We start from the raw sequence: 14,274 nt of genomic DNA on the forward strand, positions 1-14,274 counted from the left end.
AGGTGGACATATTTTTCTGCTTTGGCAACAGGCATAGGTTCACTTACAATGATGCTCTTCATCTTAATAATAAAATTTCACTTAAAGGAGGAAATTTGCACTTAGCTTGAAAAAAGTACTTATCATAAATTAAATTGCGATATTATATATAATAATAAGGACTTTTTTATTTTTCTGTTTCAATGATCATTCTCTGTTTAATCTTATCAATTCTCTTTTTATGCGATGAATTGAATAAACAAGATAAAGAGCGTGACGAATTAAAGTGGTACAGTGATCGTAATTATTATTAAATTGAAGTTATTACATACTTTTGTAAAAATGTTTCTACGCTTGAAGGAGCATGCGGACACTATCACGCACTTTGCTATAACCCCCAATGTTTGCTGCAGCCTTTGACTCTTGAGGCGATCCATAAGAGGTATGTTTTAGTCCTTTCTTTGATGTTTTTTCCTCACGCGGCTCTCCCCTTTTGTGAGGTGAAAGCGAATGATTTTGATTGATTCAATATACACAGATTGAAATGAAAAAATCCTACGGTATTCAGAGTTCTAATTCAATATGAATAACGCTGAATTATCATTATAAATAAATTATTTGTAGCTTTCTTGCGAAGAAAAGAGAGATCGGTAATAATACTGCTTTGGTCGTTCGTTCTATTGAAATTGATGACTTTATTTATCCTGTTTATGCCGTAAAACACTGTCATTTGAGGGGTGTGAAGGTAGTCTGTTTAACACATTGAGTATTTTAAAAGTGCATGGTGAATACTCTTAAGTCTTGTTTATCGAGTCTTTAATTTAAGTGAATCGCATGCGTGGAAAGCTAGAGGAACCTATTCGGTAAGAATCTAGACTGTTTACAGAGCAGATTGGGTTAAAAACTTTGTTCTTTAAGGGGGGCATGAAAATCAAAATAGCAATTATGTTCATTTTTTTCTGATATTTTAAATACGGACTTCAAAAAAATGATGCTTGAACTAAATAATGAGCACTTTTGTAAAAGTGTTTTTAGAGAGCAAGCAATACACGAGTGAATTTACAGAATGTAACCATATTTGATCTTCTACAACAAGATAGCGTGGAAAGGCATAAAAATTACGACTCTCTACTGAAGGCATTGTACTTCTTTTATTGTTTTTTGCGGGTTTATAAAATGCCTTGTTGTGTACTTATTCCGTTTATTTTTTGCCCTATCGTTAGAAGATTAAAGACAATGAAGGAGAAAACGAGCTTTCCTCTTTCCGGTCGTTTTTATTCGGCTTTAAAGCATCTACGGTAATATCTTTTAAAGCATGGTGATTACGCATTGTTTCACATTTTGTTTCTTTTATTCTTTAATGGAGGGCATTTTTCATGCAAAATAGGATACCCAGAATGCACTTGTGTTATAAATTCACGCGCTTGGTTTAATGAAATCCATCTCAAGATTTGTTGCACCCATTTCATGATAAGGACTATAATGGGAAGTTTAATTTTTGCGTATTGCACTAAAGTGTGCTGCTTGTTGGAGGGGGAGTGCTTTAGCGCCAAAAGGGTGTAAGAATGCTTCTGCTTTACTGATGAGTGTATCTCGCTTTTTTTGGGTTTCTTCAATACCATAAAGATGAACAAAAGTTGCTTTTTGTGCCGTTTCATCTTTCCCAGCAGTTTTTCCTAGGGTTTGCGTGTTGGCGGTGACATCAAGAAGGTCATCGGTTAATTGAAAGGCTAAACCAAGATAGGTACCAAAATCAGTAAGATTTTCGGTTAATTCTTTAGATGCATTGCCAATGATGGCGCCTGCTTGGCAAGCAAAGCTTATCAGGGCTGCTGTTTTCATGTGTTGTAGAGTGATGATGTCAGTATTTTCTTGCGGTCTTTTTTCAGCTTCAAGGTCCAGCATTTGTCCACCTAACATTCCGCCAAGTCCTGCCGATTGTGCAAGAGACGTGATCAGCTTGATTCTAATGTCTGTAGATAGAGTACTGGCTTTATGGGCAATGAGTTCAAAGGCAAATGTTAAGAGAGCATTGCCTGCTAGAATTGCGGTTGCTTCATCAAATGCTATATGGACGGTGGGTTTTCCACGTCGGAGTATATCGTTATCCATAGCGGGAAGATCATCATGAATGAGCGAATAACAATGGATACATTCTAAGGCACATGCAACATCAAGAGAATGTTCTACAGGGATATCAAAAAGTGCGGCACTTTGAATCACAAGAAAAGGACGCAGGCGTTTTCCACCGTTCAGCACACCATAGCGCATGGCTTTGATTAAGTTTTTAGGGCGTGAAATTTCACCATTTTGGATTTGATCACTTAACAGGGTATCAAGCCGCTTTTCAACGGTGTGTCCATGTTTTGCAAGAAGGGTGGTAAATTCGTGCATTCTTGCTTCCTTTGTTTTTACAAAAATGAAATTATGAAGTTTTAAAGAGAAAGGTTGTCACTTTTTCTTGTTTTCATAAATTGGCGTCGTTTTTTATTAAAAATCAATTTCTCTTTTTATCCGTATCTCTACTGTATGCGCAAATCCCTTTCTAAGCCAAATAAAAATTGAATGAAGGTCTTATGAAAATGCTTTTATTGGTGTATAGAATTTTCAAATTTTGCGGTGTTTTTGATATTCATTTGATCATTGTGACACCATTTTTGATAAAAGAAGGTCATTTTTGGTAAGAAGAGGATCATTTTGACATTGCCTCTTCTTTTTTATCAGTGTATAATATCTCCAAATTTATGGTGTTTTTAAATGAAGCATTGTCATTTTTGACATTGCTTTTTCTGTTTTAATGGATTTGGAGTGTCTTTTTATGGCTGTACCTAAACGAAAAACCTCTCCAGCGAAGAGGGGCATGCGCCGTTCGGCTGATGCTCTGAAGGCGCCGACTTATATCGAAGATAAAAATTCTGGTGAATTACGTCGTCCTCATCACATTGATTTGAAAACAGGAATGTATCGCGGGCGTTCCGTTTTAGTGGTTAAAGACTGAGGGTTTTATCTCATTTCCAGTGGTAAGCTTCCTTTGATTCATTAGTGAATGCACGTTTGGGACGTGCATTTTCGCTTTAATATGGGTATTGAGGTGCCCTTGCGTCGCCCTCATCATATTGATTTATAAAAATCATTTGTTGTTTTGCGCCTTGAATGAAAGGTCTATCGTAGGATTTTCTCATTTCAAATTTCTCTCATATTCAATCAATGACAATCACTTGCTTTTCGGTCATGAGTGCGGCTGGCATGTGGGTAAAAACTCTATAAGAAAGAAAAAAAATGTCTCTAATGAATACTTTCAAATGTAAGGATTATTGCAACATTGGGGGTTAAGTGTATCCTGATGCCAGCTTGCTTTCTTATGAGCAGAAAAGAGAAAACCGTTACAAGACAGAAGGTGTACACATTTAATAATCTTTAGTGCTTTTGATGATAAAGGCAATATAAGACTTTTCTATGAATATCATGTTTTCTTTTCATATTTTTGAACTAAGAATTGTCCATGTATTTTTTCTTATTTTTATGAATATAAGGGATTTTTTACGAACAGCTTGTAAAAATAAGTAAGCTTAAAACCAGATGTGTTATGTATGGGGTTGAGTAAAGTATTTTATCAAAGCCGGTATGACTCTCCAGTTCATAGCTGGTTTATGAATGATTTTATGGTGTTGCTTACCTGAGTATATGATTTTTTTGTTATCTGTTCATCAATATCCAATCTTCAGCGGTCTGTTTAAAACAGAGATTGAGACTTTTAGAGTTTTATGAATCATTCTAGATTTTGTGTATCCGATTGGAGTAAGAATATTGCTTATATCTTGTAATCTCTGAAATGAGAAGATAACCTCATTTTGGAAAAATATGAAGTTGCAAAGGGCAATGCTAACGTTCATTTTTATTGTTATTTTTTAAGTTAGTTTTACAACTTTCAAAAGTATTTGGAATGCCTTTTACAGAATGGAGATGATGGTTTAGTTCATACTTTTGTTTATCGCATTCTGTAATGGGGCAATGCTTCTCATGTAAAATAAAGCGCCCAAGACAAAATACGCTTATGCTTATACAAAATACGCTTATGCTTATATTGTATCGTCACGCGTTTTTTTAAAAGGAATATTTTTCAATATTTGTTGCATCCATTTTATAACGGCGTTTTTGAATGTTATAATGGTTTTGTAGAAGGGTAAAAGGTAAAGTTTCGGTGCAGTGTATAAACGGCACTATGATCTTTATGCTTAATAAAAAAGCAAGCCCCACACCCTTACACATTTTGCCAGATTCCAATGTTGCTATATCTTTTGGTACTTGAGACGGTTCTAGCTCTTTTTGTACAATTTTTACCCACGGATCAGCTCCGCTTGTGACCGAAAAGCAAGTGATTTTGATTGATTCAACATGAGAGAAATTTGAAATGAGAAAATCCTACGATATTCAAGATTCTAATTTAATATGAATAACGCTAGATTATGATGATTAATCAGTTTGTTATCTATGAAGCAAGAAAATGAGGAGGAGAAATTTGTCGAAAAGTTAGATTGTTTATAGATTGGCGCTAATTAAGAAACTTTGTCCTTAAGGGCAGAGAGGATGTAAAAAAATAAAACCAGCGAAAAGCTGGTTTTATCAAAATATCTCATTATGATGAAAGAGTGTATTATGCAGCGTAGACAGCTTTACTGTTTTCATCTGTTTCTTCTCTCTCAGTTTTAAATTCGCGTTCCGGCTTATTGGAGAGATGCATCTCTATGAGATTGATAGCTTCTGTTTCAGAAAGACTATTAATAACCGCAATTTCGCGGGCCATTCTTTCAAGAGCAGCTGTATAAAGTTGGCGCTCAGAGTAAGATTGTTCAGGCTGTAGATTAGAGCGGAAAAGATCACGAACCACTTCGGCAATACAAATAAGATCTCCTGAGTTGATTTTAGCATCATATTCTTGTGCACGACGTGACCACATGGTTCGTTTAACGCGTGCTTTTCCGCGTAAAACCTTTAAGGCGCGTTCGACAGAATCACTAGCAGATAATTTACGCATTCCAACGGAAAGGGCTTTTGTAATGGGGACTTTGACATCCATCTTATCTTTCGCGAAATGAATGACAAAAAGTTTTAATTTATGTCCTGCAACTTCTTGATCTTCAATCGCTATAATTTGTCCTACTCCATGCGTAGGGTAGACGATATATTCAGAGGTTGCAAATTCTTTAGTCTTAGAGGACGTTCCATGTTGGGATGCCATATTTTAGTTTACTCCCTTATGATCAACAAATGTATCGGAAAACAGGTTATAAACCTGAGGGTTGAGTTTTCTTTAACCAAGTATATTGTACCAATTAAGTGAGCATAAAAGCCGAGTACTTTTAAATCCAAAAAAAATACATCGCCTTACTATAAAAAGCAAAGAAAAATACTTAGAAAGATGATCATGTTAAAATAACACTAACATCAAACTTCTAAAGAATCAATAATTTCGCTTAAGGATTTTTTTATTTTTACAAGAGAAGTCCTTCAATTGTTGAAGGAGGAGGGTGTACACTGTATCGTTACTCTTCGCCACTTCCTGGATTTTCTGAAAAATACTTTTCTAATTTATTTAGAACGCCATCCATTTCTTTTGCTTGAAGAAGAGGATCTTTTCGGGTGGTTATATTAGGCCATTTGTTTGCATAATGAAGATTAAGTTCTAACCACTTTTCTAATCCTGGTTCTGTATCAGGTACAATCGCTTCTGCGGGGCATTCTGGCACACAGACACCACAATCGATGCATTCATCGGGGTGAATAACAAGCATGTTTTCCCCTTCATAAAAACAGTCGACAGGGCAGACTTCAACGCAATCCGTATATTTGCAGTGAATGCAGTTGTCGGTTACTACGTGGGTCAAGATCAAACTCCATTTGTTATTTTAATTCTCTTTAGAGGAAAGTGTGTGCGTGTTTTTATGATTGGTGAGTTGATCCCGTAGTATAGCTAGTTTCGCAAAAGGTGAATCAGGATTAAGGCGCTTTTCTTTTTGAAAAGGTCTACGATTTGCGTGTTTGCTTTGGGATTTGTGGAACTTATGAGAGCGTTTTGTTTGTGATGGCACTTCTTGAGGAGAATTTTCATTTGTGTGTTCCCCTTTTTTTACAGCGCTCTTCGATTTATTTTGCCACTTATTTCCTAATTTATCACGTTTTTTTTGTGCGTTGTGGTGAAATTGATGCCTATAATGCCATAATAAAATAACTTTACCTTCTTCTGTAGGGAGAGGAGATTTGGCAAAATTTCCAACAGGTTCAGCTGCTGGTAAACGATTGGTTTTATGGGGATGTTTTTCAATATCAAAGGATAACGTGTTTGGGTATGAGATATTTTTTTCTTCTCGTGTTGTTGCTGAATCGCTTATTGTTTTCCATTGACTGCCAACGCATTCTGCTGCAGGAACATCTTGTATTGTCCCATTGACAGGGGAAGAGGTTTGGTGTGCAAAGAGATTTTGTTCAAAAACAGTATTGCTTATGCTGTACGATTGATAACCAAGTCCTTTGAGGATTTCTTCCATATCGTTTCCATTAGCTCCAAGAATGGACATCATGGCCGGTGTAACAAAAAAACTTTTGCCATCATAGGCGCCATCGGGTTTGGGATCACTTCCTTGTTTCCAACGCAGTGCGGGGCGGATGAGATTGCCAAGACGTTCTAAAATATCAATCCGTACAGCACGTTGTCCTAGGATTTGGTAGCCGGCTAATTGATAAAATTGGCGGTTATAGGTAGGGTCAACAATCAAAGAGGTTCGACCAGCGGATAATGCTGAAAAAATTTCACCCAAACCAGTTTGATCTTGTTCCGCATTTTGAAGATTCCACAGGAGAGTAATGGCTTGAACCGGAGCAGGTTTAAGCATTCCGGCAACATAGATATGAAAAGCGCCAAAACGCACACCTAGACGCCGAAGCACGGCACGTGATTCTTGCGCAAGTTTTTTGACAATGTCTAAGACTTCGCGGCGTGGTAAAATCCCTAAAGAATTAAAAAGTTGTAAAGCAAGACTGTTTGTTGAATCCGTTAAATTATCAGCATTGCGCAAATCAAACAGGGGTTTTAAAGCCGTTTCAAAATGAAAGGTGACAAAGCGTTCTAATCGTTTCACAACGTTATTGCGAGATTCTCCTGTGAGTTGTGAATCTGCTAAAACAATCAGTTTTGGTTTGAAAAAATCTTCTGTTGCCACAAGTTGCCCTACGGGTTGACCAATCCAGCGCACAATTCCATCAGAACTGAGGGTAAAATCTCCATTTGCACAAGCACAAAAGCGTGTTGCGCGTTTGGAAAAAGCAAGAATCAAATTTTCATTCTCCGTTGAAATTTGCTTCTCATCTATTTGATTGGCACTGTTTTTGTTGGCATAAAAACGAAAACCTTCAAATTTACCCCTTCCGTGTTTTTCAATGAGAATATCATCTTGAAGAATTTCATTCTGTTGAACAATCTTGCTATCCATGATCAGTTTCTTTCTCAGTGCGAAATTGGTTCAAAGCTTTTTGCGACAATTTCATAATGGTTCTCTTTCTTTAACACGTTTGTTGCGTTTGCTTCAATCGCTCTTGTCGTTTTTTGATGTTTCTTTTTGCACCTTTAAAACTTGGATGATTCTTTTTTATTCAGTTTTCATTCAGTTTGGATGCTTTATATTTGCAAATTACACTTATTGGTTGTATTGTAAAGCTGAAAGCATGAATAAATTCTTCAATTTCAAAGGAAATGGAACCGGTTATTAAAGAACAGTATTTGTTTTGCGTGATCATTTTGTTTTTTGCTGTTTTGTCATGAAAAGTGAAGAGAAAGTTTTTTCGAAAATTTCATAGGCTAAAAGGCATATTGTAAAGGCATTTTGCAGGTGAAATTGTGTCTTATGACAAGAAGTTTTACCATGACAGTAAAAAAAACAATTGCGATTATAAAAATACACGTTAAAGTAGCAAGTGCAGAAGTGAACAACTTTTGCGTTCTTTAAGCAAAGAATAATGATGTCGTTGCCAAATCAATTTTGATAATTTTAATCGCAAGGGGTTATTATGGGTAATCTTTCAAATGCTGTTTATAAAAGCAGCAAAAATTATAGCGATGCAGACAAAAGCTTAGGACGTAATATGATGCGTTCTGCTATGCAAGCACCTTATCTTGAACGACAAAAAGAGCATGATTTGGCTCTGCGGTGGAAAGACAAACGTGATGATGATGCCATGCATCAAATTGCAGCGGCTCATATGCGTTTAGTGATTGCTATTGCTAACCGCTTTAAACGTTTCAAAATGCCATTGGGGGATTTGGTACAAGAAGGGTATGTGGGACTCTTGGAAGCAGCTGCACGTTTTGAACCTGATCGGGAAGTGCGTTTTTCAACCTATGCAACGTGGTGGATACGTGCTTCTATTCAAGATTATATTTTGCGAAATTGGTCAATCGTTCGAGGGGGAACTAGTTCTTCGCAAAAAGCACTTTTCTTTAATCTTCGGCGTTTGCGTGCAAAACTGATACAAGATGATAGTGCTTTGTCGAAACAGGATATTTTTCGCACAATCGCTGAAAAGCTTGGTGTTTCCGTGCGCGATGTTGAAACGATGGATTTTCGTTTTTCCAGTTCTGATAATTCCTTGAGTGTTTCTGTTTCTGAGAACAGTGATAATTCCATTGCTAAGATGGATGTTTTGGTGGATGATAGTCCTCTTCCTGATGCTTTAATTGAGCAAGTAATTGATGGTCAACGGCGTACACAATGGCTTTACGATGCGTTGCAAATTCTCAATGAACGGGAGTTGGAAATTATTCGCTTTCGTCGCTTAAATGAAGAGGGTGCGACTCTTGAAGTTTTGGGGGAAAAGTTAGGGATTTCGAAAGAGCGCGTGCGTCAAATTGAAGCTCGGGCTTTGCAGAAATTGCGTTCTGCTCTCCTTACGGTTCATTCAGAAGATGCTTACGATATATAAAGCAGCGAAAGGCTTTGTGGGAGGAAAAGAGAGAAAATATAAGTGGGGGGGATATGAGAGTATGATGAAGTTGGATTTAGGGGATTGCTAGATTTGTCTAGGGATATGCCTCCTTGGGGAGGTGTTTGGTGCTATTGATGAACAGAGGAAGATTGGGGGTGATATTAGTTCGAGGCAGTATCTATCAAACGGAGGCGTATGAAGGTATGATGAAATTGGTTTTTTAAAGTGTCCTTCTTCATTTGTGAATATGCTTTAAGGGGGAAGGGCGTGATACAGATAGAAAAGAATCAAAACTGTAGCAGATGAGAAAAAGGCTTATTCTGTAATAATTTTTACTTTTGTACCTGCGGGTAAAGTTTGTGTTGGCGAGAGGGCGTTGAGGATGCGAAAGAGTTTTTCTTTATCTGGTGTGTGTTGCATTTTATTGGCTAGGTTTGCAACGTTTTCTCCTTGTTTAACGCGGACAACACGGATTTTTAAGGGCTTTAGTTTTTTTAACTGTGAAGATGAAAGAGAATGAAAGCTTTGTAGCGTTTTTTGGGCAACCTCTACAAAATTTTGAGAATTATGTGGAGCGGCTGTTAGAAAACGAAAGATGTGGTTGTTGAATGGAATGACAACTACATCAAATTGCCATTGCTCATTGGTAGCATGGGCTCGTGCTCCGAGTAAGCTTTGGCTTTGGAATCCTTGACTGGGGAGCCCCTGAATTGTGATGGGGCGGATAGATGATTGGTCTAGCCCGATAATCCAGCCGCTTTTCAAATAATCATTCGCAGATATTCCAGCAAGATGCGGAATAGCATCAAAACGAATCGCAATTTTATCTGGTCCACTGGCCCAAACAGTGTGTGCTGAATGTTCTATTGTAAAATTTTTTGGAACAGAAAAAGCTATGCGCAATTGTGGGTGAATAAATTGGTTGCCTCGTATAAAACCTGTATAAAAGCCTCCTCCAAAAATCATGCCATCAATGCTTTTGAGAAAAGAATCGCGATCGGTTGTTTTACTATTCCCTTTACTGATTTTACGCGCTTTTTCTATCGCAAGCCGAATGCGTTGAGGGGTGGTTGGGTGAGAGGCTAGAAAATCTAGAGAGGCATTTTGGGTGTCGGAGATATTATGCAAAGCACTATAGGCTTCCATTGTTTGAAGAAAGCGCGGTGAAGCAAATGGATCATATCCTGCTTGTTGGAGCATTTCGAGTGCTAGGGAATCAGCCTCCAGCTCTTGATTGCGGGAAAATTGCGCGAGTTGTTGCTTGTTTTGCATAGGGTTATGAAGTTTTTTGCCAATAGAAGAAAGAAGACGTGAAGATATGTGATTTGTCATCTTTAATTGGGCTTCTTTTTGCAGGCGTAAAATACCATGATTGGCTCTGATATGTGCTATCTCATGGGCTAAAATGGCTGCAACTTCTGAAGAATCATTGGCTAGTGCCAGCATACCACGAGTGATGTAGATCGCGCCATTGGGGAGCGCAAATGCGTTAACACTCTCTGAGTTTAAAATTGTTATAGAATAGCTTTGATGAGAACTATGTGATGAAACTGTCAGTTTACCGACAATCTTTGCTAAAAGGTGTTCAAGTTTTGCATCATAATAAGCGCCACCATACATTTGCAAAATACGTGGGTGTTGCAGAACGCTTAATGTGACATAGATATTGTGATTGTTGGTATGTTTGATTGTTTTAGAAGAATTGGAAGAAAACCTATCATTTTGAGAGAGGGGCGTATGACAAGCCGAAAGGAGAAACGTTAAACTTATGAAAGTTGCTTTATATAGGCGCGAGCGAAAAAGAGAATTGCGTTGAAAAATGGGGTGCGTTGGACCATGGTGCACATTGTTTCTGTGGAGTAATTTGGCAAATTGCATTTGTATCTTTGTATCGTATGTTTCTTCAAGAGAGTCATTAGGGATAAGGATTCGTTTGGCTATATCACGCTTTTTGTTTATAAAAAATGACTCTCACCTATAAAAGGGTGCGCTATAAAGGAAAATTTGTGAAAGGCAAAGTATGGCATGACAACATTTACGATATTGTTAAATGGAGATATTTGTATCACTGATCGCTTGCTTAATCAAATTCAAAACAGTCGGGTAATTGCTGCTGATGGTGGTATGCGTCATGCGGCAGCGCTTAATGTGTCGCCTGAATTGTGGTTAGGCGATTTTGATTCATCAGATGAGAATTTAATACGCAAATATAGTCATGTTCCGTGTGAGGTTTTTCCCTCTGATAAAGATATGACAGATAGTGCTCTGGCTTGTGAAAGAGCGCTGCAAAATGGTGCTAAAAAGCTTATTTTGTGCGGTGCTTTGGGAGGTGAAAGAAGTGATCATAGCCTTTCTCATATGACGCAAGCATTGGTGCTGGCTGAAGGGGGCATTTCAGTGTTGTTGACAAGCGGTTTGGAAGAAGGATGGCCGGTTTTGTCAAAACCTTGTTCGTATGATTTGCCTAAGGGATGTTTATTTAGTATTATCGGTTTTTCTGATTTAAAAGGCTTAACTCTTGCAGGGGTAAAATGGCCAATTTGCGACATAAATGTGTCATTTGGCTCTTCTTTAACACTTTCTAACCGTATTTGTGGAACCTTTTCTTGCCATTTAGGTTCTGGAAAAGCTATCTTGTTAGCGTCTGTGCCTATTCCATAAAGCTCTTCCAATATATTTTGAATAAGGCAGGGGGGCTTAGTGATTAAGTGCCGACATAAACGATATATTATGTATTGATCTTAAGAAGGAAAGGTTTTGATATGTTAAAATCAATTTTTAAAGTGGCCGTTGTTTCAGCCATTGGTTTCAGTTCAGTTGCTTGTACCACAAACGATGAACGTGTTGCACGTTACGGCGTAGGAGGCGCAGCAATCGGTGCTTTGGCTGGAACTGCTATTGCTGGAAGTACGCCTGGAGCAGCACTTACCGGTGCAGCATTTGGTGCTTTGGCTGGAACAGTAACAGGTGCGGCTGCAAATCAAAGAAAACAACAAAGACAGGCATCACAATTGTGCACGTATCGTGGTCGTAGAGGGCATGTTTACCAAGCGCCTTGTGCACAAAGAGTGCCTGTACGACAATTGTGTTCTTACCGTGATGTAAGAGGGATGATGTATAAAGCACCTTGTCCGCACCGCGTTCGTTAATGACGGTGCCGCTCCTGCGGCTTGACCGCATTTTCTTAAATTTTGGAAAAATACCTTTACTCAATCAAGTTTGTTTATCGGTTGAGCAGGGGGCGCGTATCGCGCTGGTCGGCCGTAATGGTTGTGGAAAATCGACCCTGTTAAAAATTGCTGCAGGAATATTAGAGCCTCATGGTGGCGAAATTTTTCGCCACCCGCGAGTGACGCTCCGTTATGTCTCACAAAATCCGGATTGTTCAGGATTTGAAGATATTAACGCTTATGTGGAAGCGGGGCTGGACGATACCTCTGATGTCCAGTGGATCAATACGCTTCGCACAAATTTAGGGTTTTCGGGGGCGGAAAAATTGGAAACGCTTTCGGGAGGCGAAAAGCGGCGTGTTTCACTGTTACGGGCCATTGCTGCAAAACCCGATATTTTGTTCTTAGATGAACCAACCAATCATCTTGATTTACCAACTATTGAATGGCTGGAAGCTATTTTGTCTTCTTTGCGTTCAGCAATTGTGGTGATTTCCCATGATCGGCGATTTTTAGAAAATGTTACACGGTCAACGGTATGGCTTGATCGTGGCACAACCAAAAGACTGGAAAAGCGTTTTTCAGAATTTGAAAGTTGGCGTGATAAGGCGTTACAAGAAGAAGCCATCGAACAGCATAAATTGGGGCGCCAAATTGCCCGTGAAGAACAATGGTTGCGTTATGGCGTGAGCGCACGGCGTAAGCGTAATGTACGGCGCTTGGGGGAATTAAAAAACTTAAGACAGCGTCATCAAACCTATAAAGGGCAGCCGGGAAATGCACTTTTGACAGCAGCGAAAAGTCATGATTCTGGGCAATTGGTGCTTGAAGCAAAGAAAATTTCAAAATTCTATGGTGATCGCATTATCGTGAAAGATTTTTCTTTGCGCATTCAGCGTGGTGATCGAATCGGTTTGGTAGGACCCAATGGTATCGGAAAGACAACGCTCCTTTCTGCATTAATTGGACAAGAAGCCGTGGATAGTGGAACGGTGAGGCATGGCTATAATCTCTCTATGGCGTTGCTTGATCAGCAACGTATTTTAAACGAAGAAGAAACTTTAGCACATTATTTAACGGGAGGAAGAGGTGATACTCTCGTAATCAATGGGCTGGAGCGGCATGTGATTTCTTATATGAAAGACTTTTTATTTTTGCCTGAACAAGCACGCACTCCCCTTAAAGAATTTTCAGGGGGAGAAAGAGCGCGCCTCATGCTTGCACGACTTCTTTCACGTCCTGCAAATTTTTTGATTCTTGACGAACCGACCAATGATTTGGATATGGAAACTTTGGATTTGTTGCAAGAATTTATTGCTGATTTTGCGGGAACAGTATTGTTGGTCAGCCATGACAGAGACTTTTTAGATCGTACTGTAACGCATATGTTGGCACCTCAAGGTGATGGTCATTGGGTTTTATATGCGGGCGGTTATAGTGATATGATGGCGCAAAATCAGCAAGCTCTGAGTTTACAACGCAAAAAAACAGAATTATCGCAGCGTAAAGCACCTTTAAAATCTCATGCGGGAGAGCTTTCAAAGCAAGACTCATCAACAGATCATAGCTTGATAGTGCGGGAGAAAAAAACACGAAGTAAATTGTCTTATAAGCAGGTTTATGCATTGGAAAGATTGCCTGAAGAAATTGCTGTTTTGCAAAATGAAATCAAAAAAATTGAACAAGAGCTCTCTGATCCAGCCCTTTATTGCAGTGATAAAGAGCGTTTTGAGCGTTTATCAACAGCGTTGGAAAAAAAGAAAAATATATGCACACAAAAAGAAGAAGAATGGTTAGAACTTGAAATTTTACGCGAAGAAATGGAAACGTGTTCACGGTAATATCTAAAACATTTTAAGAGATTTGTATCGCATTATCACGTTTTCTTGGATTTGTTACAAGATCTTAAGGCTGATTTTCGGGAACAATGTTGTCGATGAGTCATGGCAGAAACTTTTTAGATCGCATTGTAATATATAGCACCTTAAGGTGAGGGTTATTGGGTTTTGTATACGAGTGCAGTGATATGATAGCGCAAAAAAAGTATGCTCTGAGCTTACAAGGCAAAGATAGTTTTGTTTCTTTGCCATGAGTTTTTTCAAAATTTCGTATATGGAAGTACGCCAGTCCCCAATGCTGCTACAGCCCC

The 14,274-nt window shown here is 38.6% G+C and carries 10 protein-coding genes; 5 read left to right on the forward strand and 5 right to left on the reverse strand.

Annotated features, from left to right (window positions below; all coding sequences use genetic code 11):
* Positions 1-1,470: 1,470 nt before the first annotated feature.
* Positions 1,471-2,373 (reverse strand): polyprenyl synthetase family protein, encoded by a 903-nt coding sequence (locus ACFIJS_RS05920; RefSeq protein WP_375650621.1) that lies wholly within the window; start codon positions 2,371-2,373, stop codon positions 1,471-1,473.
* Between the two features lie 424 nt (positions 2,374-2,797).
* Here ACFIJS_RS05920 and rpmF point away from each other — a divergent pair, with 424 nt between their 5' ends.
* Positions 2,798-2,977: a 50S ribosomal protein L32 gene (rpmF, locus tag ACFIJS_RS05925; RefSeq protein ID WP_005774555.1), complete on the forward strand. Its 180-nt coding sequence runs from the start codon at positions 2,798-2,800 to the stop codon at positions 2,975-2,977.
* A 1,656-nt stretch (positions 2,978-4,633) separates the two neighbouring features.
* Here the strand turns inward: rpmF and ACFIJS_RS05930 are convergent.
* The 3 genes from ACFIJS_RS05930 to ACFIJS_RS05940 form a co-directional block, all read right to left on the reverse strand.
* Positions 4,634-5,218 (reverse strand): CarD family transcriptional regulator, encoded by a 585-nt coding sequence (locus ACFIJS_RS05930; protein ID WP_375650622.1) that lies wholly within the window; start codon positions 5,216-5,218, stop codon positions 4,634-4,636.
* A 304-nt stretch (positions 5,219-5,522) separates the two neighbouring features.
* Complete coding sequence (gene fdxA / locus ACFIJS_RS05935) at positions 5,523-5,864, reverse strand: ferredoxin FdxA (protein WP_375650623.1); 342 nt, start codon at positions 5,862-5,864, stop codon at positions 5,523-5,525.
* 21 nt (positions 5,865-5,885) lie between these two features.
* Positions 5,886-7,466 (reverse strand): hypothetical protein, encoded by a 1,581-nt coding sequence (locus tag ACFIJS_RS05940; RefSeq protein ID WP_375650625.1) that lies wholly within the window; start codon positions 7,464-7,466, stop codon positions 5,886-5,888.
* A 574-nt stretch (positions 7,467-8,040) separates the two neighbouring features.
* Here ACFIJS_RS05940 and ACFIJS_RS05945 point away from each other — a divergent pair.
* Complete coding sequence (locus tag ACFIJS_RS05945; RefSeq protein ID WP_375624337.1) at positions 8,041-8,952, forward strand: RNA polymerase factor sigma-32; 912 nt, start codon at positions 8,041-8,043, stop codon at positions 8,950-8,952.
* A gap of 318 nt (positions 8,953-9,270) precedes the next feature.
* Here the strand turns inward: ACFIJS_RS05945 and ACFIJS_RS05950 are convergent, their stop codons facing one another.
* Positions 9,271-10,833, reverse strand: coding sequence for a M48 family metalloprotease (locus tag ACFIJS_RS05950; RefSeq protein ID WP_375650626.1), 1,563 nt, complete (start codon positions 10,831-10,833; stop codon positions 9,271-9,273).
* Positions 10,834-10,980: 147 nt separating this feature from the next.
* Between ACFIJS_RS05950 and ACFIJS_RS05955 the strand changes: the two genes are divergently transcribed.
* From ACFIJS_RS05955 to ACFIJS_RS05965, 3 genes are all read left to right on the forward strand, one after another.
* Positions 10,981-11,616, forward strand: a complete 636-nt coding sequence (locus tag ACFIJS_RS05955) for a thiamine diphosphokinase (protein ID WP_375650627.1) — start codon at positions 10,981-10,983, stop codon at positions 11,614-11,616.
* A gap of 101 nt (positions 11,617-11,717) precedes the next feature.
* Positions 11,718-12,104 (forward strand): hypothetical protein, encoded by a 387-nt coding sequence (locus ACFIJS_RS05960; protein WP_375650628.1) that lies wholly within the window; start codon positions 11,718-11,720, stop codon positions 12,102-12,104.
* The gene (locus ACFIJS_RS05965) at positions 12,104-13,966 is read left to right on the forward strand and encodes an ABC-F family ATP-binding cassette domain-containing protein (RefSeq protein WP_375650629.1); all 1,863 of its coding nucleotides are present in this window, start codon (positions 12,104-12,106) and stop codon (positions 13,964-13,966) included. Before ACFIJS_RS05960 ends, ACFIJS_RS05965 begins: the two co-directional genes overlap by 1 nt.
* The last annotated feature ends 308 nt before the right edge of the window (positions 13,967-14,274 follow it).

The organism is Bartonella sp. OT172YNZD (assembly GCF_042193725.1).
In the GTDB taxonomy this organism is placed as follows: Bacteria; Pseudomonadota; Alphaproteobacteria; order Rhizobiales; family Rhizobiaceae; genus Bartonella; species Bartonella grahamii_A.